Source organism: Cytophagales bacterium (genome assembly GCA_033344775.1).
In the GTDB taxonomy this organism is placed as follows: domain Bacteria; phylum Bacteroidota; class Bacteroidia; order Cytophagales; family Cyclobacteriaceae; genus JAWPMT01.
In genome coordinates, this window is record JAWPMT010000005.1 from 22,591 (window position 1) to 46,340 (window position 23,750).

General features: G+C 38.8%; 26 protein-coding genes. 20 read left to right on the forward strand and 6 right to left on the reverse strand.

Annotated elements, in window-relative coordinates:
• Positions 1 to 7: 7 nt before the first annotated feature.
• Complete coding sequence (locus R8G66_18020; GenBank protein MDW3194277.1) at positions 8 to 814, forward strand: glutaminyl-peptide cyclotransferase; 807 nt, start codon at positions 8 to 10, stop codon at positions 812 to 814.
• 413 nt (positions 815 to 1,227) lie between these two features.
• Here R8G66_18020 and R8G66_18025 read toward each other — a convergent pair whose 3' ends face one another.
• On the reverse strand, positions 1,228 to 1,413 hold the full coding sequence (locus R8G66_18025) for a hypothetical protein (protein MDW3194278.1): 186 nt from the start codon (positions 1,411 to 1,413) through the stop codon (positions 1,228 to 1,230).
• An 81-nt stretch (positions 1,414 to 1,494) separates the two neighbouring features.
• On the opposite strand from R8G66_18025, the gene R8G66_18030 reads away from it, so the two are divergent.
• The 4 genes from R8G66_18030 (at position 1,495) to R8G66_18045 (ending at position 5,185) form a co-directional block, all read left to right on the forward strand.
• Positions 1,495 to 2,265, forward strand: coding sequence for a helix-turn-helix transcriptional regulator (locus tag R8G66_18030; GenBank protein ID MDW3194279.1), 771 nt, complete (start codon positions 1,495 to 1,497; stop codon positions 2,263 to 2,265).
• Between the two features lie 68 nt (positions 2,266 to 2,333).
• On the forward strand, positions 2,334 to 4,010 hold the full coding sequence (locus R8G66_18035; protein MDW3194280.1) for a serine hydrolase domain-containing protein: 1,677 nt from the start codon (positions 2,334 to 2,336) through the stop codon (positions 4,008 to 4,010).
• A 55-nt stretch (positions 4,011 to 4,065) separates the two neighbouring features.
• Positions 4,066 to 4,665, forward strand: coding sequence for a histidine phosphatase family protein (locus R8G66_18040; GenBank protein MDW3194281.1), 600 nt, complete (start codon positions 4,066 to 4,068; stop codon positions 4,663 to 4,665).
• Positions 4,666 to 4,672: 7 nt separating this feature from the next.
• On the forward strand, positions 4,673 to 5,185 hold the full coding sequence (locus tag R8G66_18045) for a GNAT family N-acetyltransferase (protein MDW3194282.1): 513 nt from the start codon (positions 4,673 to 4,675) through the stop codon (positions 5,183 to 5,185).
• Position 5,186: 1 nt separating this feature from the next.
• Here R8G66_18045 and R8G66_18050 read toward each other — a convergent pair whose 3' ends face one another.
• Positions 5,187 to 5,642 carry a hypothetical protein gene (locus tag R8G66_18050; GenBank protein ID MDW3194283.1) on the reverse strand — a complete coding sequence of 152 codons (456 nt, stop codon included), beginning with the start codon at positions 5,640 to 5,642 and terminating at the stop codon, positions 5,187 to 5,189.
• 77 nt (positions 5,643 to 5,719) lie between these two features.
• Between R8G66_18050 and R8G66_18055 the strand changes: the two genes are divergently transcribed.
• From R8G66_18055 to R8G66_18065, 3 genes are all read left to right on the forward strand, one after another.
• Entirely contained in the window at positions 5,720 to 6,565 is an 846-nt protein-coding gene (locus tag R8G66_18055; GenBank protein MDW3194284.1) for a sulfatase-like hydrolase/transferase, read from the forward strand.
• On the forward strand, positions 6,562 to 7,257 hold the full coding sequence (locus R8G66_18060; GenBank protein ID MDW3194285.1) for a sulfatase-like hydrolase/transferase: 696 nt from the start codon (positions 6,562 to 6,564) through the stop codon (positions 7,255 to 7,257). Before R8G66_18055 ends, R8G66_18060 begins: the two co-directional genes overlap by 4 nt.
• 193 nt (positions 7,258 to 7,450) lie before the next feature.
• A complete protein-coding gene (locus tag R8G66_18065; protein MDW3194286.1) occupies positions 7,451 to 8,650 on the forward strand; it encodes a phosphatidylinositol-specific phospholipase C in 1,200 nt (399 codons plus the stop codon).
• A 101-nt stretch (positions 8,651 to 8,751) separates the two neighbouring features.
• On the opposite strand, the gene R8G66_18070 is transcribed toward R8G66_18065, so the two are convergent.
• The gene (locus tag R8G66_18070; GenBank protein MDW3194287.1) at positions 8,752 to 9,072 is read right to left on the reverse strand and encodes a helix-turn-helix domain-containing protein; all 321 of its coding nucleotides are present in this window, start codon (positions 9,070 to 9,072) and stop codon (positions 8,752 to 8,754) included.
• A 181-nt stretch (positions 9,073 to 9,253) separates the two neighbouring features.
• Here R8G66_18070 and R8G66_18075 point away from each other — a divergent pair, with 181 nt between their 5' ends.
• The 8 genes from R8G66_18075 (at position 9,254) to R8G66_18110 (ending at position 15,652) form a co-directional block, all read left to right on the forward strand.
• The gene (locus R8G66_18075) at positions 9,254 to 10,495 is read left to right on the forward strand and encodes a hypothetical protein (protein ID MDW3194288.1); all 1,242 of its coding nucleotides are present in this window, start codon (positions 9,254 to 9,256) and stop codon (positions 10,493 to 10,495) included.
• 114 nt (positions 10,496 to 10,609) lie between these two features.
• Complete coding sequence (locus tag R8G66_18080; GenBank protein ID MDW3194289.1) at positions 10,610 to 11,710, forward strand: hypothetical protein; 1,101 nt, start codon at positions 10,610 to 10,612, stop codon at positions 11,708 to 11,710.
• Positions 11,711 to 11,814: 104 nt separating this feature from the next.
• The gene (locus tag R8G66_18085; GenBank protein MDW3194290.1) at positions 11,815 to 12,531 is read left to right on the forward strand and encodes a hypothetical protein; all 717 of its coding nucleotides are present in this window, start codon (positions 11,815 to 11,817) and stop codon (positions 12,529 to 12,531) included.
• Between the two features lie 219 nt (positions 12,532 to 12,750).
• Positions 12,751 to 13,293, forward strand: coding sequence for a MepB family protein (locus R8G66_18090; protein ID MDW3194291.1), 543 nt, complete (start codon positions 12,751 to 12,753; stop codon positions 13,291 to 13,293).
• A gap of 431 nt (positions 13,294 to 13,724) precedes the next feature.
• A complete protein-coding gene (locus R8G66_18095; protein MDW3194292.1) occupies positions 13,725 to 14,189 on the forward strand; it encodes a hypothetical protein in 465 nt (154 codons plus the stop codon).
• Between the two features lie 47 nt (positions 14,190 to 14,236).
• Positions 14,237 to 14,668, forward strand: a complete 432-nt coding sequence (locus R8G66_18100; protein ID MDW3194293.1) for a helix-turn-helix transcriptional regulator — start codon at positions 14,237 to 14,239, stop codon at positions 14,666 to 14,668.
• A gap of 100 nt (positions 14,669 to 14,768) precedes the next feature.
• Positions 14,769 to 15,305 carry a DUF4199 domain-containing protein gene (locus R8G66_18105; protein ID MDW3194294.1) on the forward strand — a complete coding sequence of 179 codons (537 nt, stop codon included), beginning with the start codon at positions 14,769 to 14,771 and terminating at the stop codon, positions 15,303 to 15,305.
• Positions 15,302 to 15,652: a DUF1801 domain-containing protein gene (locus R8G66_18110; protein MDW3194295.1), complete on the forward strand. Its 351-nt coding sequence runs from the start codon at positions 15,302 to 15,304 to the stop codon at positions 15,650 to 15,652. Before R8G66_18105 ends, R8G66_18110 begins: the two co-directional genes overlap by 4 nt.
• Positions 15,653 to 15,808: 156 nt before the next feature.
• Here the strand turns inward: R8G66_18110 and R8G66_18115 are convergent, their stop codons facing one another.
• Positions 15,809 to 16,498, reverse strand: coding sequence for a hypothetical protein (locus R8G66_18115; protein MDW3194296.1), 690 nt, complete (start codon positions 16,496 to 16,498; stop codon positions 15,809 to 15,811).
• A 427-nt stretch (positions 16,499 to 16,925) separates the two neighbouring features.
• Positions 16,926 to 17,177 carry a hypothetical protein gene (locus R8G66_18120; protein ID MDW3194297.1) on the reverse strand — a complete coding sequence of 84 codons (252 nt, stop codon included), beginning with the start codon at positions 17,175 to 17,177 and terminating at the stop codon, positions 16,926 to 16,928.
• A 149-nt stretch (positions 17,178 to 17,326) separates the two neighbouring features.
• Between R8G66_18120 and R8G66_18125 the strand changes: the two genes are divergently transcribed.
• The 3 genes from R8G66_18125 (at position 17,327) to R8G66_18135 (ending at position 23,132) form a co-directional block, all read left to right on the forward strand.
• Positions 17,327 to 20,011, forward strand: coding sequence for an AAA family ATPase (locus R8G66_18125; GenBank protein MDW3194298.1), 2,685 nt, complete (start codon positions 17,327 to 17,329; stop codon positions 20,009 to 20,011).
• 1,059 nt (positions 20,012 to 21,070) lie between these two features.
• Positions 21,071 to 21,850: a hypothetical protein gene (locus R8G66_18130; GenBank protein MDW3194299.1), complete on the forward strand. Its 780-nt coding sequence runs from the start codon at positions 21,071 to 21,073 to the stop codon at positions 21,848 to 21,850.
• Positions 21,851 to 22,058: 208 nt separating this feature from the next.
• The gene (locus R8G66_18135; protein MDW3194300.1) at positions 22,059 to 23,132 is read left to right on the forward strand and encodes a hypothetical protein; all 1,074 of its coding nucleotides are present in this window, start codon (positions 22,059 to 22,061) and stop codon (positions 23,130 to 23,132) included.
• A gap of 4 nt (positions 23,133 to 23,136) precedes the next feature.
• Here the strand turns inward: R8G66_18135 and R8G66_18140 are convergent, their stop codons facing one another.
• Positions 23,137 to 23,379, reverse strand: a complete 243-nt coding sequence (locus R8G66_18140) for a helix-turn-helix domain-containing protein (protein MDW3194301.1) — start codon at positions 23,377 to 23,379, stop codon at positions 23,137 to 23,139.
• A gap of 75 nt (positions 23,380 to 23,454) precedes the next feature.
• Here R8G66_18140 and R8G66_18145 point away from each other — a divergent pair, with 75 nt between their 5' ends.
• On the forward strand, positions 23,455 to 23,685 hold the full coding sequence (locus R8G66_18145) for a hypothetical protein (protein MDW3194302.1): 231 nt from the start codon (positions 23,455 to 23,457) through the stop codon (positions 23,683 to 23,685).
• The last annotated feature ends 65 nt before the right edge of the window (positions 23,686 to 23,750 follow it).

A 23,750-nucleotide genomic window follows, 5' to 3' on the forward strand; every position in this document is an offset into this window, starting at 1 on the left:
AAGAAACGTGAAACAACTAACCTTCCTCGTACTCTGCTCAATCGTATTCGCAGCTTGTGAGAATAACAAGCAACCTGCTGAACGCCCAAACACGAATGAAGTGCCAATCATCAATTATGCCCATGTAGCAGAATACCCTCATGATCGAACCGCATTCACCGAAGGATTACTGTTCCACCAGGGCCAGCTCTTTGAAAGCACAGGAGCATCTAATGTGCCGGGGACACGTTCATTATTTGGAGAATTTAATCTGGCAACTGGGGAGATAGCTATCAAAGTTGAGTTAGATGCCACATCGTATTTTGGAGAGGGCATTACATTTTTAAAAGATCGGGTTTATCAGCTGACCTATACTTCGCGTAAAGGATTCGTCTACGATGCTACAACCTTTCAACTCATTCAGGAATTTACGATTCCCAGTAAGGAAGGCTGGGGTATGACAACCGATGGTCAATCACTGATCATGAGCGACGGCACAAACCAATTGACTTATTTAGGTCCTGACGATTTGCAGGTTTCCAAAAAGATCAAAGTCATCGAAGGCCATTATGCGCGAGACGACCTCAATGAATTGGAGTACGTGGATGGGTACATCTATGCCAATGTCTTCACAACCAACGAGATCGTGAAAATTGATCCGAAGAATGGACAGGTAGTCGGAAAACTGGACCTGACTTCCTACACTGCCGATGCTAAAAACACATTCAACGGGTCACTGGAAATGAACGGGATCGCTTATCATCCTGACCGGAAAAGCTTCTTTTTCACTGGAAAGATGTGGCCGAAGGTTTATGAAATTCGATTGGGAAAGTGAAGTTGTAAATCAATTTAGGGAACCATGATGAAGATTATGCCCCAATGGTAACCAGTTTATAGTTTAATGTATTTGGCGTTGGAAGTGCACATTTATTAGTAAGATATTGGTCATTTACACATCAGTTCATTTGTTCTTTTTCCATCGCTGAAAAAGAACCAAAAAATTTAGGCCGGATTCATTTTTTAACACCTTTTGCCTCAAAAAAGCAGGAATAAAATAAACTCGCAATTTGATAAATGGATTCAAATTTAGAACTGGACTGCTCGAACAGAATTTTATTCTTATCTGCTCTTCTTTGATTCAAAAGCCTAAAATGAATCAAGGCCATGACTAAGCGGCAATTCTTATGATAAAATTACTTTTCAATGATATAAGTTACCCCAACTCTGATCCAAAGAAAAAGAGCAACCCTAAACATTAGCGTTGCTCTTCATTCCGGGACGACTCATCCGCCACGAATAATCATCCTGGAGTACGATGTGTTTGCCCAACACATCACATAATTTATCAACCGTATTAACGAGTAGGTAAGTTGAGGCCATCTGTTTTTCCAATTTTGCCAGATTATTGACCGGTTCTGACAGAATGAATGACATTCCGTATGATTTAATAATTAGAAGACTGACTATTTTTACGAAGCAACTTTCAGATCCCAAGACTAACCACATTCGCCACATATGAATTCATTTTTTACTTCCGGGTTTTTAGGCGCAACCTCCCAATCATTTGAATCCGAGTTATTCAAAATATCTGTAGTCAATTACACCAGCAAAGTTTCGGAAGACTGGCATTGGCATGAGAAGTTTCATGTATCATCCATAATTCGAGGAGGAAACCTGGAGTCGAGAAGTAAAAAAGACATACAGGTTACCTCTGGCAAGGTAATGACCTATGATCAAGGTGAAGTTCATCGAAATCGATTCACAGCCCATCCTTCAAGAAACCTAAACATCGAATTAGAACAACGTTTCTTTTCTGGAGATGTGCAATTCTCGCACTTGAGTCAAAAGGATGATTCCATGATCGAACTATATCGAATCTATATGGAATTAGTACTCCAGGAACAATATTCTGAACAAGCCATCACACAATCCTTGCAATCCTTATTTTGGAAAGGACATCCCGAAAATCCAGCGCAATGGATTCCTAAATTAGAAACGATCCTCAATGACCGATGGAATGAATTTATAGCGTTAGAAGAACTCTCTTCTGAATTGCGAATTCACCCTGTAACGATCTCAAAATATTTTGCCAAACAAAAAGGCATCACTTTGTCGAATTACATGCGTAAAATCAAAGTGAAAAAGGCCATTGACTTACTGATGAATTCCTCTAGATCCATCACAGAGATCGCCTTATATTGTGGCTTTTCAGACCAAAGTCATCTAACAAGATTGACTAATCTGTATGTAGGACATACCCCATTAGAAATTCGTTCCAGGTGTTAGGCTAATTTCATTCTATCATTTCTTCAAATCTTGACTGAGCTTCGCAAGGATTGAAAATGAATTGATCCATGAAATATTACATCGCTGGCATACTACTAGTAGGTTTTACGCTTGTTTCGTGCGGGCAAAAAACAACAACTTATCAAGATCAAATCGCTGCTACGAACCGCTTATTCAAGAATTGGAATAACAATCATACACCCGGAGCAACCATCGGTATTATAAAAGACGGAAACCTTATTTATTCCAAAGGATACGGTATGGCCAACCTGGAACATGACATTCCAAATGATGAACATACTATATTCAACATCGCTTCTAATTCCAAACAATTTACGGCTGCCTGCCTCTCAATTCTTGAATTAAGAGGCGAAATAGAATTCACTCAAAATGTAAAAACGTTTTTTCCTGAATTCCCATCGTACTTTGAGAAAATCACCATCGATCATTTACTGCACCATACGAGTGGTCTTCGCGATTTCACGCAAATCCATTATCTAAGTGGGTTGAGGCCGGATGATTATTACGATGATCAGGATATCCAAAAGTGGATCAATTCTCAACAAGAGTTGAATTTCCAACCAGGTGAAAAGTACCTTTATTCCAATTCCGGCTACTGGCTTTTGGGGCAAATCATTGAAAAAGTATCGGGATTGTCTCTTGCAAAGTTTGCTGAACAAGAAATATTCGAGCCATTGAACATGTCAGGCACTTTGTTCTACGACAATAATACGCTTGTCGTAAAAAACAGGGCATCAGGGTATTTCGCCAATCGATCCGGCGCTTATCGCCACATCTATTCGAACTTGGAACATACGGGAAATGGAGGTGTCTTTTCATCGTTGGCTGATTTAAAAAAATGGGATGATGAGTATTACAACAGAGAGGTGCTCAAAGATGATTTCTGGGAATTGATGGGTAAACCCGGAATGCTCAACAACCGAGACACTATTCCTTATTCCGGCGGTCTCATCTTGGGTACCCATAAAGGACTTTCGACAATGGATCACGGTGGACGAGCTCCAGGATATCTATCCAATATTGTTCGATTTCCGGGTGAAAAACTCACCATAATCATACTTGCCAATAGCTCAAATCTGAATGCCAGTCGAATCTGCTATGATGTTGCTGATATATTTTTAGCAAATGTCTTGAACAAAGAGCCCGCTCCTCCATCGGAGCTAATGGTAACAACCACCCTCAAAAGCGAATTACTGGAAAAATATGCAGGCCACTACTGGAGTACGGAAAATAACATCTCAAGGAGGATCGTAATGTCAAATGACACATTGAAATACGAAAGGTCCAGGGGACGAGTGAATGCACTTGTGCCAATAAACTCCACCTCCTTTAAAATGCTTGGCACGCCTGCAGGCATGAATGTAAAGGTAGCTTTCGAAGTAGATGGAGCATCTACTAAAATGAGATTCGTAGAAAATGGAAAAGAAGTAGATCAGTGGGACAGCTACATCCCAACAGACTACACTCCGGAGGAATTATCAACATTCTCAGGTGTATTCTATAGCCCGGAAATCAAGACCTCTTATGAACTTCAAATTGAAGAACCAGGTCAATTGTTCCTTTATATCAATGGGCGGCGAACTGTTCCTTTACGTCCAGTCATGAAAAATCTATTCAGCAGTCCAATCGGTGTGTTTCGTTTTGTAGCTCAGAATAACGAGGGAATTGTCGCTTTCCGAATTTCCACACCAAGGGTTAAAAACTTGCTTTTTGAAAAGTCCTGACTAAAAAAGCCAGGTCAATCTCCATAGTTTTGTAGCATCTGAAATTTAAGGATCCATGCAAAACATTTACCTGATCACACATTGTGAAGCCACCCATTCCGTTGAGAAAAAAGTAGGTGGCTGGTATGATTCGGAATTGACGGAGCATGGCAGAAAACAAGCCGAGGAATTGGAAAAGATCATTAATGAAAGAGTAGACATCAACTCATTAGAGATTTTCAGTTCCGACCTGAAGAGAGCTGTACAAACAGCGAAGATCATAAGGAAAGAAGTTCATAAAATCCGATTAGATCCTAGACTAAGAGAAATGTCATTCGGAACCCATGAAGGTTTGCCACAGGGTCAACATCTGCAAAGCATGGTTCCCGTTAGCCCGGATGGGAATAGATTGGACCATCGCATTTGTCCGGGTGCCGAAAGTCGTAGGGAAGTTGCTACACGCATCGATGAATTCGTAGAAGAATTGATTAATTCCGGAGACGATGCACTCATTGTCACTCATGGATTTGCGGCAACATTCTTCATTGCAGCCTTCCAAAAAATAGAGGTGAACAGTCAGGGTTATCTTAATTATGCATTGAATCCCGGCAGCCTTACCTTATTGAAAATTGATGAACTGTTCGAAAACAGAACAGTAGCCTGGATCAAAAATTAAGCAAGTCATGTTAACCCTAGAAACGAATCGATTGTTACTTCACCCTTTCAAAATGGATGATATAGAGGTATTTCATCAGATCAATACCGACCCTTTTATACGACAGTATTTGTGGGATGATGTAGTCATCGATCAATCTACCGCTCAAGAAATACTGGCCACTAACCGAAAGCAATTTGACCATCATCAACTAGGTCTTTGGAAGATCCGGCTGAAAAGTAAATCTGAGATCATTGGGTATACGGGTTTGTGGAACTTCTTTGATGAACCTCAACCACAACTCATATACGCTTTATTACCACAGTACAGTAAATTGGGCTTTGCTTCCGAAGCAGCCCAAGCAATTATCGATTATGCCTTTCGCGAATTAGGGTTTACCTATCTCATCGCCGCAACAGATGAGCCTCATAAGGCCTCACAACATGTTGCTCAGCGATTAGGAATGTCGTTCGTAGAAAAAAGAATAGAAGATGGCAAAGCAACCCTGTTTTACAGACTAGAAAATAGCCAGGGGAATTAATTCATTCCTCCAAATCGAGCTTCTGAATATCCAACATCACCTTAGAAGCCGGTCCAAAAGCAATGAGTATCTGATCGCCAATATCGTGATCAAAATAAGCATCCATTTTGACATGATAAGTCACGCCATTGATCCTAAACTCACAGTTTGAACGGTACCGTGTCTTATCTTCCAACTTTCCCTGCACCGCTTCCTTGACTCCACCCACGACATCTGATTTCAGTCGTACATAGTGCCTTCGAACCCATAACGTCAACCATACAAGGATTAAGAAGCCTATGCCTACCATCATTGTGATGGTGCTGTCCCCGTCAAATCCAAACATAATTGCCACGATGGTGATCATAATTGTGGAAAAAGACAAAGTGATCAACAAAAACAAGGTCATCCCTTTTTGAAACTTAAGTCGCTTCAGGTCCCTTTCGGTGAGATCCATGGTCCAGGTTTTGTTGGGCATGTTCTTTTTTGTTTCTTCCTTGATTTTGAAATTAAGGAAATATCAAAATAACTTCAAACAAATTAACCATAAGAAGAATGAGTAAACACTTCAGGCCTCTTCTGCATTCTCTAGTATTTCTTTTTATACTCAACTGCTTCATCTCATGCACCTCTCCTTCTGATGAGGAACTTCCTCCAAACATCATCGTCTTCCTGGTAGACGATATGGGATTGATGGATACTTCCGTTCCATTTCTGGTTGATTCCTTAGGCAATCCGGTCCAATACCCTTTAAACGACTTCTATCGAACACCACATATGGAGCAACTAGCTGCGCAAGGCGTTCGGTTCACCAACTTTTACGCACATTCGGTGTGCTCACCTACCCGAGCCTCGATCCTGACCGGACAAAATGCGGCTCGTCACGGCACCACCAACTGGATCCGGTCTGAAAGCAACAACCGTACAGCATTCGGACCCACGGGTTGGAATTGGACCGGATTAACAAAAAATTCCGTGACACTTCCGCGAATCTTACAACAGGCGGGCTATGCTACTATTCATATTGGTAAAGCACATTTTGGACCTTTTGATAGTGACGGAGAAGATCCCCTGAACCTTGGTTTTGACATTAATGTTGCTGGAAGCTCAATTGGCCACCCGGGCAGCTACTACGGTGCAGATGGTTATGGACACATCAAAGGTCAGAAAGAACGAGCGGTACCAGGACTGGAAGCTTATCACGGGCAAGATATTTTCCTTACTGAAGCCTTGACACTAGAGGCCAAGGCAGCTTTGACCAAGGTTGCCAAAGAAAAGAAGTCCTTTTTCCACACATGGCCCACTATGCGGTTCATGCACCATTTCATTCTGATCCAAGGTTCGCTGCGAATTACGAGCATTCAGGCAAATCCGAAAAGGCCCAGGCTTATGCCACTTTGATCGAGGGGATCGACCAATCTTTAGGAGACATCATCCAACATGTGAAAGACCTTGGATTGGGTGAAAATACCCTGATCTTGTTTCTAGGAGATAATGGATCGGATGCGCCCCTACCAATAGAAGAGGGATACAGCAGTTCTGTCCCACTGAAAGGCAAAAAAGGCAACCACTGGGAAGGTGGCATGCGCGTACCGTTCATCGCCTCCTGGGTTTCACTCAACGCTACTCATTCCGCACAAGTAAAAATACCCATAGCAACCTATCGCATACAGCAACAACAAGGCACCATATTGGATATCTTACCCACCCTACTACAAGTGGCTCAAGTAGATGCTCCCAATGACCATATCCTGGATGGATTTGCCTTGCAAAAGCAATTCCTTGGTGAGCAGAACCCCAACAGAACCGAACAATTCCTCAATCACTTCCCCCATGGCCAGCACCGCAGCAACTACTTCACCAGTTTTGTTCTAGCTGACTGGAAACTTATCTATCACTACCCGATTGATACCATACCACAGTATGAGTTATACCACCTCAAAGCAGACCCTTTTGAAACCACTAACCTGGCAAATTCCAATCCCCAACAACTAAAGGTGATGATACAAGCCCTCACCAAGCAAATGGAGGATTACGGCGCTTTGTATCCCGAGAAAGATGGGGAAGAGTTGGGGTTGGTGGTTCCGGAATAGTTTAGCTTTTCGCGGCATTGGTTTTAAATAAAGTAGGGATATGCTATATTCATTTTGGATGAATGATCAGTGACTGCATATCCGACAACAAATATTTACAAATGGATAAGTACCTGATATTCAGTGAAATTTATAATGGAAATAACGTGCATATGTGTGTTATTCACTAGTTATACTCAATTAAAACAAGTTTATGTCAGCAATATATGATAGTGAAACAAGAAAGCACCAATGGTGGGCACCTATGCCAGATGATTTTTGGGCAAAGGTTAATGGAAGTGATTGGAAACGAAAGTATGCTTACCCCATTTCAGATTCTGATTCTTACAAGGTTCACTTGTATTGGAAAGAAGATAATGTTTATGCGAAAGCTGAGATTAAGTTTTCCGGCACAACAAAAATTTGTCTTTTTATTGGTCAGGTAATCGAGGATCATGAGCAGTTTAGAAAGGGAGATTTTGTAATCGCTTCTGGTACAACTCCAGATTGGGATAACGCTTCAAACCTTACACTTCTTTGGAGACCAGCTCCATGTTGGATGGATAAGATTGATGGTTTTAAGAAGCTTTCTGAGATTAATATTCCCGGAACTCACAATTCAGGAGTTAGATATGTGCCATCCGTCGAATGTCAGAGTCTCAAAATCAGGCATCAGCTATGCGCGGGTATTCGTTATTTAGATATAGGTTGCAGGCATTTTGATAACAAGTTCTTGATCCACAATGGACCTTTTTTTCAACACATTAATTTTGGAGAGGGCGTGATAGATGTTTGCTTAGAATACCTCAGAAAGTATAAGAGCGAAACAATAATAATGAACATCAAGGAAGAATATATGGCTATGGATAACACCCGATCTTTTGAAGATACGCTCAAATCTTATATGAAAGGAAATGAGTCTTTTTGGTATACCGATTTTATGATACCCAGATTAGAAGATGTGAGAGGAAAAATTGTTTTAATTCGACGATTTATGGGGAGCAGTAATATGGGAATACCGGCTTATGAGGGGTGGAACTATCAAGGTGGAACTTTTACTTTAAATGACATTGCACCATCGGATGTGTCTATCAATAAAATTCGTGTCCAGGATGCCTACAAAGTATGGTATACAAAACAATCATTTGATGAAAAATGGAATAATATTAAAAAATTGTTTAATGGAGCCATAGATGGTTCTAAAAATGTTTGGTACTTAAATTTTATTAGCGGCTCTGCTCATACCAGACCAGAAGACGTTGCCAAGGGAGGATTCCTGAACTATAAAGGGATGAATGAGCGCCTTGCAGAGTATTTGAAGGAACTGCCAAAGGATAGATATGGAACTATTTTGATGGATTTCCCCGAATGGAAAGGAAACGAATTAATTCCATTAATTATAGACAAAAACTAATTTTAACAACCGCATAAATAATTTGATGAAGAAATAATAAGATTTGAGTATAACACTATATAAACCCCATTAAAGCGGGGTTTATACTAACCGTTAAGCAATTAGTCTGATTCACCAATAAACCTACCCCATTCTCCCAACGCTCGGAATATTGGCACGAGTTCTCTTGCCTTTTCAGTCAGTTCATATTCCACTCGAGGTGGAATCTCAGCATAAGAACGCCTCGTTACCAGTTTATCCCTTTCCAGCTCAGATAATTGAGATGATAAAACCTTCCTTGAGACTTTAGGAATTAAATAATCAAGCTGTCCAAATCGTTTTGGAGATTTTCGCAAGTTCAAAATTATGATTGGCTTCCATTTTCCACCTACCAATCGAAGAGCGTCAGTCAGGTAACATTTATTCATAGTAAACCCTTTCATTTAATAGTTACTAATAAGTAACCATGGTTACCTCAAAGTAACGGTAGTTACTATCAGGTAACCAGTTTTTTCCTAACAATTCGTATCACAAGACTAAATTAACAAAAAGTAACCTATATTAGTAACCTAATGTAACTTTTAAGGGCCCTTAAGAGCAATTAGCACTTAACATTTCGTAGATATGAAAAAATTAGAATCATACATCTTTACAATCATATTCAGTTTTGCGGTCTCCACGCTTAATGCTCAACAGTCTGTAGAAGCTCTCGGGGCATTGGAATTCAGTCCTCAAGGAATATTATTTGTTGGAGACAACCTTTCAGGAACTATTCATGCCATTGATTTGAGCTCGGAAAGCCGGGAAGCAGCAACATTTGAAATCAATATGAACCATATTGATGCTCAGATAGCAGCAGTTTTAGGTTCCTCTACTGGTAACATTCAAATCAATGATTTAGCGGTGCACCCTAAAAGTGGAGAAGTTTATCTCTCTGTCACCCGAGGACATGGTGTGGAAGCTCTGCCTGCACTGGTTAAAATAAATGCTGAGAACGAGTTGAACATTATAGATTTAGGCTCAGCAAAAATTACTTCTCAAGCTTTGAGCAAAGTGCCGGATATCAGCAAGCAATTTAAACCTCGTGGCTTAATGGATGCACCCCCTACCATCAAAGAGATTGCCAAAGCAAAACGTCCCTTGCGTATGTTTTCTATCATGGACATGGAATATCACAAAGGTGAACTTTTTGTTGCAGGAGTAAGCAATGAAGAATTCAGCTCTGTATTACGCCGAATGCCTTATCCTTTTGATGGGAAAGAAAACATCAGTAATATTGAAATGTACCACATTGCACACGACCAATATGAAAGTCGTGCTCCTATTCGCTCTATGCAAATCAAAAACATTGATGGTATAGACCAAATCGTGGCAGCTTACACCTGTAGTCCATTAGTGTTAATTCCTTTAACAGAATTGACGGATGGAGCGAAAGTCAAAGCCAGAACACTTGGTGATATGGGGAATGGGCTACCGCTTGACATGGTTGCTTTTAATCTTATGGGGCAAGAAATGTTATTCGTAACGAATATTGGTAGAACGCCTCGAGTGATACCACTGAATGATTTGAATAACGCCAAAGTGGTTACAGATAAAGACTTTGAAAGAGGGTTTAAATTAGATTTAGGACCTATTCTTCCTTATGGCCCCGTAGGAAAAGGTGTAATGTTTGTTGGAGCTTCTCTTCACATTGATTTATTGAATGAAAACCAGTTTATATCCCTGAACAGAGATGCCATAACTGGGAGTTTAGATTTAGAAACCGTTTCGACAATGCTTCCTTATAAAATGCACAACATTGAAGCTGCCGAATTTGATTTCCCAAGTTATTGGTCTTCCATGGAAAAGGGTAAAAAAGGTAAATAACAAACTCAATGGAACGCCAACAAGGCTAATAACAATGCTCGTATTAGCCCAGTTGGTGTTAAGCTTCATTATTGGCAAATGGCATATTCCATCTGGTAACAAAAGATAAATTAAATGAGGGTTCGTCTTTACTTGATCATCTTTTCTATGATTGTTTCTCGGTCGGAAGTAATATCACAAACTACACCTACGCTTCTACCACCAACTGAAATAAATGGAACGGTTCAACTTGATATTTCTGACATTCCCCCACTGAATGCAGAAAGATCCAGAGACGAATATTTATCTGTTTTTGTGAAAAATGAAGCAGATGCATACCATTCAAATCCTATTCAAGGGCTATATAAAGTTGAAGATGATTATTTAGTTTTTTCTCCTTACTACCCTTTTGAAAGAGGAATGGCCTATGTCGCAAGAATAAAATATAGTGATACCGATAATAGTTACCGTTATCAATCCTTTCAGGTAGGAAAAAAGCAATCTATAGATGAGGCAAAGGTGGTAAGCATCTTTCCGTCAGCTAATGAACTTCCGGAAAACTTATTCAGGTTCTATGTTTACTTCAATACGCCTATGAAAAAAGGGCAAGCGTTGAAACATATAAAACTGGTAGATGCGGCTGGAAATATAGACAACCATGCCTTTATGGAATTTAAACAAGAGCTTTGGAGTGCTGATGGCAAACGCCTCACGCTGCTATTTGACCCTGGGCGTATTAAAAGAGGTGTTTCCACCAATAGAGCATTGGGCCCTGTTTTACATGAAGGGAATAATTATCAATTGACTATCTCAGACGCCTGGCAAGATGTTCATGGACAGGCATTGTCAATTGAGACAACCAAAGAATTTGTAGTCGGACCAGCAAACCGTGAGCATATAGTAATTAAAGATCTAGTAATTCAGAAACCGGCGGCAAATAGTGATGATGGTTTAAGAATTCTTTTTGATAGATTAATGGATCATGCCTTAGTTCAATCTATGATCGGAATAGCCGATGAAAACAATCAACGCATACCCGGACATTGGGAAACATCAGAAGAAGAGAAAATTGTACAATTCATTCCTAAAGAGCCGTGGAAAAAAGGGACATATCGAATCATGATAGATAGTCGTATGGAGGATGTTGCAGGTAACAATGTAAATAACTTATTAGACCAGAAAATAGGTAAAAAAAATAGCAACACCCAACAACTAATGAGATGCTTCACGATATGATTTCCTTCTAATATTAATATTCGCTTTTACTAATAGATCTAAGTTTGATGGTCAAATTTTTGATAAATACTTTTCTGGTATTCACGGTTGCCGTATTGCTTAGTTTGGAAGCTATAGGACAAAGTACCGATACATTGAAATACAAATTTGATATTAAAATAGGAGGTCAACGAAAAAGTGGTGTAGTCTCTCAAATAACGCTTAGGGTGACTTCAAATAATGAACTCGAAAACAAAAAACTGATCTTGACTAATCTATCGAGTTATACTTACAATGAAGTGAACGGTGTTAATATCGCTGATGACTGGGAATTCAGAACCTATGCCATGCTCAAACTAAATTCAACCACAAGACTCCTTCCAGTGTTTGCCCATAACTACTTCAAAAATGTGTTGTATAGAATTACAAGCAGTCATAGAGCGTTGGCAGGAGTTAGCATAATTCCTTTTAAGCGGTACAAGGATCATTCTTTTATAGTTGGTGCGGGGCATGAATTCAGTAATTATAATGGCGAGGTTTTTGCCGAAAGTTCGGTTGTCTCAAGTCAAAGGAATTTCCCGCTGGTTTTTTTAAAAATCTCAGGGAAGCATAAGTTAGGGAAGCATAAAATTTTAATAGGTTATAATTTTTTATCCGTTCAATCTTTCAAAGAGGCTAAAGATTATTCATTTTGGTTGACATCCGGAGTGAGCGTCCCCTTGAATAAGAAAATTTCTATTGGAGTTAACTATGATTTTAGGTTTCGAAATGTTCACCTCTCCGACATTCCTACTATGAATGATTTGCTCCTATTCAATATCACATTTGATCATTCGAATTAACTCATGAAAATGGGAGTTTCTTTATATGAATGATCCACAAGTGAGCTTATGCCTTGAATTGGAATAAAAGTAATTGCACTGCTCACAACAAACACTAAGTTCTATCGGCTTACTTAGTTGTTTGCAAAGGACTGTAAAATAGGATAGCTTAGAAGAAATTTGAAAGGCTGAACCGACTGAACTTAGCTAGACATTGTATATAATACACGAGCTTCACGAATGAAAAATGAAGTACCGACAGAAATTGAGCAAATGGACAAAAATCTGAACTTCATCAAAACAGAAATCTATGACAAATGCTCATTTGAAATTTCCGACTTTAAAACCGAAACTGAAAGCAAGGAATACAATGCTTGCCGGTTTAAACTGAACGGACTGTATATTTTGAGTAGAAATGCCAAAATAACACCAAAAAAAACTGGGCAGTTTGTCACATGTTGGAAACGTAATAAAAATGGAATAACTGAACCTTATAACGAGAATGACCCAATTGACTATTATGCGATAAACGTAAAGACCGAAAAAGAATTTGGACAGTTTGTCTTCCCTAAATCCGAGCTTATAAAAAAAGGAATCATCTCAACTAAAAATAAAGAAGGAAAACGAGGGTTTAGAGTTTATCCAATATGGGATATTGTGAAAAACAAACAAGCTGAACGGACTCAAAAATGGCAGTTGAATTATTTTTATCAAATCAGCAGTTCTATCGATTTACAAAAAGTGAATGAACTGTATAAGAAAACTACATACAACACACTGTAGATGTCAGGCTATTAAGGAGTATGTGTTCGAGCTCCCTCTTCCCTGCTGAAACCGTCTAATCTACGATTGGACTTGCTCCTCTGTGGCCAAGACCTACCAAAAAGAAGAAACTTTAGTAGCTCACTAACAGTTGCTAAGAGGCATCCGCTTACTTAGGGTTTTAACATTCTTTTCAGAACCATCACCGCGCCCCTCTGGCCTGGAGAGAAACAACGAATTGGAGCAGTTCCGTGGGTGGGCTGGCCCAGTCGCGAGAGCGGGAAGGATTGTGGGTGGAAGCTTGACTGCCGGTCCGCCGAAATGTCGGAACACCGGCAGGGCTTTGTGGTTAGCCAGAGGTTCACTATTTTGGTGGGAGTTTGTTAAGGAGGTGCACACGCCTACGCGGCCCGGCCTCTTAGCTAGAAGTTGCGAATAATATAAAAGGTATCATGAAAAATCTATTACTCTTATTCTTGAGCTTTGCTTTTCTAATATCCTGCACTGATAATAGAAAAAGACAAAATGAAAAAGAGTCAGTTTCCAGAGTCAAAGAATCAACAGATTCAGTTAAGGTAATATCAGAACCTGAATCCAAAACTGAACTTGGAAATGGATCTTTTACCCTGAAAGCTAAGTTCATCAATTTTAGATTGGGTGATGCAGAGCATTATGGATTTGAAGATGATTCGGGTAAATATTGGAACTTCGCAGGCTGCAGAGATGAGACGCATTATTTTGCAGAAGAACTGGATGATAACGAAACAGATGAAAGTAATCAGGGTTGGGGGCCAAATAAAGAACTTCAAGGGAAATGGTTTTTATTAACCATTGTTAAGGAAGAACAACCTGAGTACATTGACGGCCCCATGGCAATGGTAGATATTATTCAAGAAGCAACGCTTATTAAAGAATAATACTATTCAAAACAAAACCTAACCTGCATCAAACACAGTTTAGCTGAATGTTAGCATCAAGAATCACACAAATGACTTTGAAAATCGAGAACAAGAAATTATTTCTAATCAGTGTTACTTCTGTGATCGTCATCTGTGTGCTGACCTTCAATGTTGTCTACTTTTCTACCTACTACGGATTTGTTCAAATCAACTACCTCAACTCATTATTTCTAGTCCCATTTATACTCATTGTACTCTCACTAGGCATGCTCATTGAGCAAAATAAGAGCAAAGAGAGTTTAAGAAAAATAGAAACTTTTGAATTGACTCCTAAAGAAGTGGAGGTAGCCACTCTAATGCTTGAAGAAAAGAAAAACAAAGAAATAGCCGATGAGCTCTTCGTAGAGCTGTCTACTATTAAGACGCATATAAATGCGATCTACAAAAAGATAGGAGTTAAGAACAGAAATGAACTCATTCGGAAAATAAGTGACTGAATAACAGAAGGTTGTAAAAATCCAACCATTTCTCCACCCCAGATATTTTGTAAGGCGCTATTTGTCTGAACCAATTTTGGGGCTTAATCAAACAGTCGATATGAAACATCATACAATTTACTCCACTGGAGTAGGATTCTTAATAGCGCTATTTGGCACGCTATTTATGTTACTCTTATTAAGTCTGGACCTGGTAGGCCCAGCGTCAATTCGAAACGACAAGTTCATGGTCGGAGGTACAATCTTATTTATCTCTTTATATGTATTTCTCTTATTTGGAATCTACAAGAGCATCAGGAATGTCAAAAAAACTTCCTCCATTCTATCGTTTAGATCGGCATTTCTTGAAGGACTGATTACAAGTCTATCAACGGCGGTCTTTGCGGTCATCTTTACCATTCTCTTTTATGAATTGATATATCCTGATTATTCAAATGAGATGTCAGCCGTAGTAACAGAAAAACTTTCTAATCAAGGATTAGATAGTGTAGAACTACAGGACAAAGTAAAAGAGCAAACAAAGTATTATAGCACCTCCATCCAGGCACAATTCTCATTTGTTGGTAATCTGATAACAGGATTGGCTTTCACATTGATTTTAAGTCTTTTTCTAAAATCTAAAAAACAGAAATCGTGAACATTGAAGTGACCAATTACATAGAAAGCTCCGCTGATAGTCTCCAGGAAATCCTTGTAGAACTCCGAAAACTGATCTTTTCGATAGTTCCGAATGCAAAGGAACAATACAAGTGGAGCAGACCTGTTTATGCAACAGACAAAGATTTTTGTTACATCAAGACAACAAAGAAAAATGTAACATTAGGCTTCTTTGATTTCAAAAAAATCAGCACCAACCAGCATTTAATTGAAGGGACGGGCAAATCCATGCGGCACATCAAATTGAGCGGTGTGGATGAAATAGCAAAGTTAGAGATTGAGAAAATGATCCAGGAAGCAATTAAATATCCAGGCACTAACAAATGATAAGTCGAATAACAAACTAAGCTTAGCGCAAATTGAATTCGGCTACATCTGATTCTGCAAGCCCCGGAATTGCCACCAAATAAAAAGCCCCGACATGAGCTATCGGGGCATCAGTATTCCTGGCATTCAAAGTCCTGGTATTTCCTTGTGAATAGATCAGGCAGCCTCGTCTACGAGCAACGTTTCTTCTTCGGCCGTTTTGCTCCCGGATGGGGTGCGGTAACGATCTCGCTTGGCCACCTCATCGAAGTACACAAACTCCGCCGCGGCATTGAAGGACCTTAGGATGTCATAAATCGTATTGAGTCGTTTGATCCTCGCCTCAGTATTGACGATTCGGTTGCCCTTCTGAGTTTCCTGCTCCATTTGTGCGGTTTTCAGTGTTTCCGCTTGTGCCACTACCCCATCGAGTAGCGCAGCAGGGGTTCCCTTACCTTCCAGCTCAGCTCGGTGTGCGGTGATCATTTCCGCCAGCTCAAAAAAGAAGCTGATCATGCCCATCTGTGACCGGGTTATTTTGCTGAAGCGGCCTACACCAAACTTGCGTTGGGTGGCGGTGCTGTCCGGGTAGGTCTTAAGGATCCAATACCGCAATTGATTGAAGAGTTTTCTGGCCTCCCCTAGTTCAGCCAATAAGGTTTCTGTTTTTTGACCCAGTTCTGCACGATTAGACCCATCACCTCCTTCCCTGAGTGCGGCATCCAGCAGTGTTTCCAGTTCAGCCACTTTGTCGGCATTCAGGTCCGGGTCCATGGCCGTAAAGTCCGGTAGATCAGTTTTCAGGTACTCTTGCACCATGCTGCCGTACTGTAATAATTCATCGATGGAAATATTGAAATTCCTCATAATTGTTGTTTGTGATTTGTTGTTTAAAAATTAGTTGCTTGTCCCTAACGGGGTACTATATAAACAACGAGGGTTGTAGGGAAAAGTTGTACTCCAAAATCGTCATACCGGTTTTTGATGACTTTAACTCCGTAGGAAGCCAGAAAAATACCGGCGGCCCGCGTAGGGTATCTCTTCGACGATTTTTTGATATCGCATGAACATACCTACCACACCTAAGCTCAATCAATTTATAACTTGAAAAGAAGTACCTTATTTGCACCTTAAAAGCCTCTTAATACAACACAAAAGCCATCGCACACCCTGCTAAAGCCCCGCATCTCTTAGGAGTATGTCTGTCATGCAAGACAAATGTCAGGGAGCGCACCGATGAGGTATTGTGGTCCATCACAGAAGTTCTGCACCGTGTCGATGATGTCCTGCTACCTTAAACGAAAGACTTGTAACCCTCCGACGAAGGCATGTCATGCCGTACAGCAACCCCGTAATGTCCAGCAGAAGCCCCGTAATGCCTGGGGAATGTCCTGCAATGCTTCGAAGCAGACTTGTTGTGCCAGACGGAAGTCCTGTAACTCCCTACGTCACCTGATTCGTGAGACAACCGGGCTACAGTTACCATTCTACTTTTTGCACGAAATGGCTTGGTGATGGTTCCGGTATGTTTTATTTTCACTGTCATGATAAAGGTGCACTTATATCCGACAACAAATGTTTAAGATCGTTTTTGTTTCTGATAATCAATCATATAACACCAAAAAGTATAATGTAGATAAGAGCACTTAGGTACTCTTATTAAAATTGTTGTGCACCATTGATAAACGAATATTGATGAATTATGAGATTCAAATTGTTCTTGAAAAGCAAAATTCCTTTAAGCAGGGCAATTGTTTCGAGAGAATCGTGAGAGATATAATTGAATCACATCGATATGAAGTGAGTTCAAATGTCAATTACACTGGAATGGAGTTGGACCTTACATGTAAGCATAAAGATCGGCCAAACGAGACTTTATATGTTGAATGTAAAGCCAAGGATAAAGTAAGCTCATCTGAAATTTTGACATTTGAATCTAAGGTCAGACTTAAAAAAGTTGACTTTGGATATTTTATTCGGACGAAGGAGTTAGAGCATCAAGCGAAAGGATTAGTTGATGAACTTCAGGCTGACGAGAGATATAAGAATTTGACATTCTTCGAACCAGAGAAGGTAATAAGTCTTTTGCAAGAAGCTGATAAGATAAAACCAGTTCCAGAAGTTGATAAAGATATTACTAAGGAAATCCTAGCGGTAACTTACTTTGGAGACTACTATGTTTTGATCATCAAAGAGACGTTAGGGGCGGTACCTAGCTCTTACTATTTAGTTGACGCATCGACTGGGCAACTAAGCGATGGTATCGATATTCAGAATAAACTAGCTGAAAAACTTCCAGAACTAAATGAATTAACTTTAGTAGCTCCTGTCTCAAATCAACCCTCTATTGAGCCAAGTAAAAAGCAACCAGAAATTCAAACTGTATCAGAAGTACAAGAAAGTGAGAATTGGTTTGACTATTTACCGGCCTCTACGAAGCACATTGTAGGGCGAGACCAAATAAGATCTGATATTTTCAATTTTTTCAATAAGGTACTTAAAAATGAGACCCAAAGAAGATTGTTCTACTTAACAGGAAAATCTGGATGGGGAAAAAGCTCGTTAGTTGCTGACATAAAAGGAAGAAGCAGAAATAAGTACTACAAAAACAGGTTCTATGCCTTGGCCATAGATTCACGAAGTGCACTGTCTTCGAACTTTGTGGCTCTCTCATTTGAAAAAATCCTCAAGAAGGCATTCGAAGATGGATTTATTAAACAAGATTTATTTCAAAAGGAAATCTCTTTCACTTCTACTTATGATCTACTTAGCTCAGAATCAGTAAAAAGTTTACTGAGATATTTGAAGGAAAATGAAAAAATATTGATTCTCATTTTTGATCAGTTCGAGGACATCTTTAGAAAGGATGATTTATTCGAAACATTCTACAAATTTTTGGTAGACATCTCCGACTCAAAGGAAAATATAATAGTTGGTTTCTCTTGGAAGACAGAAATACTTATCCCCAGTGAAAACAAAGCATATCATTTATGGCAACAAGCCAAAGAACAGGCTTTAGAATTTGCTATTACAGAGTTTGGTTCTAAAGAGACTAACGGGATTATATCGCAATTAGAGAAAAGTATAGGAAAACTAAGTAACGATATAAAACGGAGAATTGTAGAGAGCTCACAGAACTACCCCTGGCTTACAAAAAAGCTATGCATTCATATTTATGATCAAATCAATGCAGGTAAAGAAAAATCAGATTTAATAGATGAAAACTTAAACATTGAAGAACTATTCAATGCAGACTTGGAGCAGCTTACTGCCTCTGAAATCCAAGGTTTAAAGCACATTGCTCAGTGTGCCTCTGATGGTATTTTCTTCGAAGCATCTGACGTAAACGAAATCATTTCAGAAAAAGTCATTAACTCTTTGAGAGATAAGCGTTTAATCATCCGTTCAGGCTTAAATTACAACATATATTGGGACATATTTCGTGATTATCTAGTAACTGGCCGTGTCCCCATAATTGGCGAAAGCTATATTATTAGATCAAGTGTCAATACCTGTCTTGAGATTTTCAAAACCTTTAATAAAAAGAGCATACTTTCAACTGGACAAATTCAGACCGAACTAGGAAAATCCATAACCAATCAAGCGATTGAAAATAGTTTGATTGATTTAAGAAATTTAGGATTAATTAGAAAAGTTGAATCTCAGGAGAATTTTACAGTAGGTAACGAAAAGATTATAGTTTCAGAGATTTTCTTTAAGAATTTCATTACTGAAAAGTTCAAAAACTATACGATTATAAATCAACTCTCTAATCTAAAACCCCCAATAACATCAGACGACATTGTAGAGTTATTTAAAACTAATTTTAAAGGTTACTCATTCAAAGATCAAACATGGAAAATCTATGCTAATTACCTGCTGAATTGGATTTATTTCAGCGACTTAAGAATCAAAACTAAGGTTGAACTTCCGAAAAAAGGTGGAGGTAAGAAAACTTCTCTTCACGAAAAAATAAAGAACAATCCAGCATCATTATCACCTAGAACATCAACGAAGCAATTAGTACCAATAATTAAGAAAATCCCATATGGTTTAGATTTGGATAGCTTGGATTCGAATATTGTTCGAGACCTAGCTTTATTTGGTATAGTTTCATTGAACAATGGCCATTTTGAATTAACTGAAGTTGGTAAAAAGTTAAATAATCAGAATTCTGAAGGCCTAATCAAAGAACAAGCTACATCAGTTGCAAAGATTCGTGAGGCTTTACAGTTCCTAAATAATAACCCTTCTCGGGTAACAGCCAAAAGCCTAATAAAGGATAATCCTAACATTCTTGATTCCAACCTATCTGATGGCTCGAAAATTATTTATGCTGGTTACATCTTACAATGGGCAAGATTTATTAATTCTAAATAAAAACGTTGCACAACAAACACTAAAAATGAATATGCGAACTGAGCCCTTTGAACTGACACTGGGAAAAAGAAACTTTGGTGCTTTTAGCAACTGGGACGCATACTCATTTTAGTTGGGCGTTAGACTTCACTGATCAATCGCATGAATAGACTGAAACTTGAAAAGGTAGGCTTTTGGTCAATTTTCATTACTATCCTAACTCTTTTGCATATTAACTGGGAACTGCAAGTTCAAAGGAATAATGAATATAATTCATTGACTAGTCAATTCTACAAGCACCTAAACAACCCAGACAGTGTCAATTACTACCGAACTTTGACGTTTCAATTCAGGGAAGAGAACAATTTGGATTCCAATGATCGAATCACATCAAACCATCCCAATGATGAAGTTTCTCAAAAAGAAATATCAGAACTCATTTTCGAAACAAAAAAAGAGTCAAGAACAAAAAAAATGAAAATTAGTAGGCTCAAATTCACAGTTATGATAATCGGCTTCATCGGCTTAGGCTTTTTAAGAAAAAACTGGAGTAGGAGAAGCAAAGTCTAACATACGATGATGGCGCATGGCCTTACTTAGCCTTCTGCCGAGAGCCTGCAAAAACATGCCGCTTATCTGCCGCCAGGAAACTGATGTGCTTTCTACCCTCTTCTGCTCGTGGGAGTATTTAATCTTCGTGGTACAGTGCCTATCTTATACTTTGAATGCACCGGCAGATAAGCTTCCCGCTCAGTCGCAATTGCATTGCGACTGTATCTTATTAGCCATCTATGATGCTAACTCAGAGGCATTTCAATTTTACAACTGCACCTTCGATCAACTATTGATTGAAACGAGCGGGCTTCTGCTCCCATTCTACTTTTTGCACGAAATGGCTTGGTGATGGTTCCGGTATGTTTTATTTTCACTGCCATGATAAAGGTGCACTTATATCCGACAACAAGTGTTTAAGATCGTTTTTGTTTCTGATAATCAATCATATATCACCAAAAAATATAATATAGATAAGAGCACTTAGGTACTCTTATTAAAATTGTTATAGCCAATCTATCGAGTAGTATGGAAAAAAGAGAAATAATAGAATTAATTCAACTAATTACTCCATGGTTATCAGGTAGTGTAGCAGGAGTTATAATAACTCTTTTTGTCAATTATCGAGTTAAGAGAAAAAATAGAAAAGTCATCTCTATAGATACTGATCACCAGATTTATTCACTCAATTCTTTCGATAGCAACGCTAGCAAATTCTCAAAAGAATTAAATGTTACATATGGTGATGACAAATATTCTCACTTGGCACTTTATCAGGTTTCATACAATAACAATGGCAATAAAAAAATTGACAAGTCTAAGCTTGTTTTTCTATTACCTGCTAGAACAGTTATAGTTGAGAAGAAGATCAATTCTTCACCTCTTCAAATTCAGGTTAATGAATCTGTGTTAAGGACAGAAAAGTTAGTCGAACTGCATTTTGATTTTGAAAACGTAGAAGTTGGAGATAAGCTCAGTTTTACTTTTTTGCTTGATTGCGAGGAATTAGAAAAAATAAAAGTCCTAGTAAGAGAATCTGATGACGCAGTAGTTAGAAGGTCTAAATCAAACTCTCTTAACGATATTGAATATGATATTCAGCAACTTGCGATGATTGTTGGAACATATATTTTCCTTGGATCAATCCCTTTTCTTGGAAAAATGATTCAAGGACTAGTATTTGTGACGGCAATACCAGTGTTAATAAGACTTTTCCGTTTCTATCTTAACAAAAGGAAAGAAAATAATATTGAAATTAATACTTTGAATATGAAAGATGATTCGTCATTTCATGTAAATACCAAGTAATCATAGGCTATAACATATGCTATGAATGAATAGGGGGTCATCGGTCAGGATATTTTGGTGGAACTTGGAAACTCCGCCACACCTACGCGGCCCGAAGTTTTAAATTTAAATCAAGGCGTGGCTATGTGCGAGACGAGAGGTTAGTGCTTTCTAATCCCCACTCATCATAGCTGGTCGTTAGACTCAAAAGAGAACCACATAAGTCAATATGCAAGTTTCAGAATTATTAAAACTCACAAATTGGTTTGATGAGCACTTTATAGAAACAGGTGTCTCTCAAAAATTTGCCGCTCTGCACAGTATTTTGAACAATAATTCAAGTGCTCGAAGAAATCATAATCAGCAATTTCAATCATTCGATGCTCAGAAAGAAGATCTACTAAATGCTATTGGAGTAATTAATTTCAAGTCACTAAGCCTTGAACAGATTAAATTTTTGGAACAACTTAATATCGTTGGTTTAGTAGGAAGTTCCGGGATTGGGATAATTGAAGAAATACTATTCAAAAACTCTCTGGATATTACAACGGCTACAATCAAGATTGGAGAGCTTAATACCACAATGTCGGCGGCTCAGAGGACAATCCAGGAAATAAAAACAACACTTAGTAAGTCGTTTAGTTTGGACGAACATGATGAAATTCCAGAAGATTCTGTATTGATGAGAATTTACTTTCAACAGGAAGTATCCATTCAAAACTTAGCTGATTTCAAAAAGCTCAGTGCTACCTGGTATGACATAGGACGTGGTATAGCAATGGCACAAAATAAGAGTCCAGAAGACTTTGAGATAATCGGAGCACAAAAAGGTTCTGTCATTTTAGAATTAGCAGTTGCCGCAGGTATTGCCACTACTGTAAGTAAAATTTTACTTGAGGGGTTGAAGGTGGCTGATCGAGTACTGGACATACTGAAGAAAGCCCAGGAACTCAAAAAAATGAAATTAAGTAATAAGAAAATAGAACAGGAACTAGAGAAAGAAGCCCAGTTGGAGAAAGAAAAAGGTGTTTCCTCTATTCTTAATTCCGCTGTTGACTCACTAAAACTTGATAAAACAAACCAAGGCGATAAGGTAGAAGCTCTTGAGAAATCAATTAAGAAATTGATTGACTTTACTCAGAAAGGGGGCTTAGTGGATTTTGTACAAAAAGATCAAGATGATACGGATGAGGAAGGCAATTCAGAAGTACGAAATGAACTTAAAAGTCTAAACTCAAACATTTCTGAAATCCGACTATTGGAAAGTAAGAACTATGATCAAAAGGAAGGTTCTGAGAAATAGATTCTTAATCGAATCCTTCACTGAAAAACTCAGAAATTGTCATGTCAAAAGCCTTGATTATCTTCAATAAACTACTGTAACGTAAATCCTCACCCTTTTCGTAACGACCATATTGAGCCCGCGGGATTTTATGTTCAAAAGCGAAATTCTCATAATTTGAGTATCCTTTGGAAATTCTTAATGACTTTATTCTGGCCGCTAACTTAGCCAACTCCTCAATTGTAAACTCATCTTTCTTTGTGGGCATGCAACAAAGAAAGAGTAGTGGTTATTTTTATGTTACCACTTATTAAATACCACTAATAAGTAGTATATTTATCGAATGAACCATCTAAACATAAACAGCAAATCAATTGAGGCGTTTGATGACTTCATCGGACTTATCGATATCCAACGAGTCCAGAAGAACCTAAGAAACCTACTTCTCTACTACCTGAAAAACGAATTTGAAGAGCTGCATCCTGAATATGGTCTATTCATCGAGGATATGGAATTCCTGTTAAACCCACTTGACAAGATCGAGCAACCGGTCTACCGCGAAAACGGCAAGTAACAGGCGATATGGCAAATGCCTGGCCGGCCGCGCCTCTAAGTGGTTATTTGAATCTGTTCTGCACA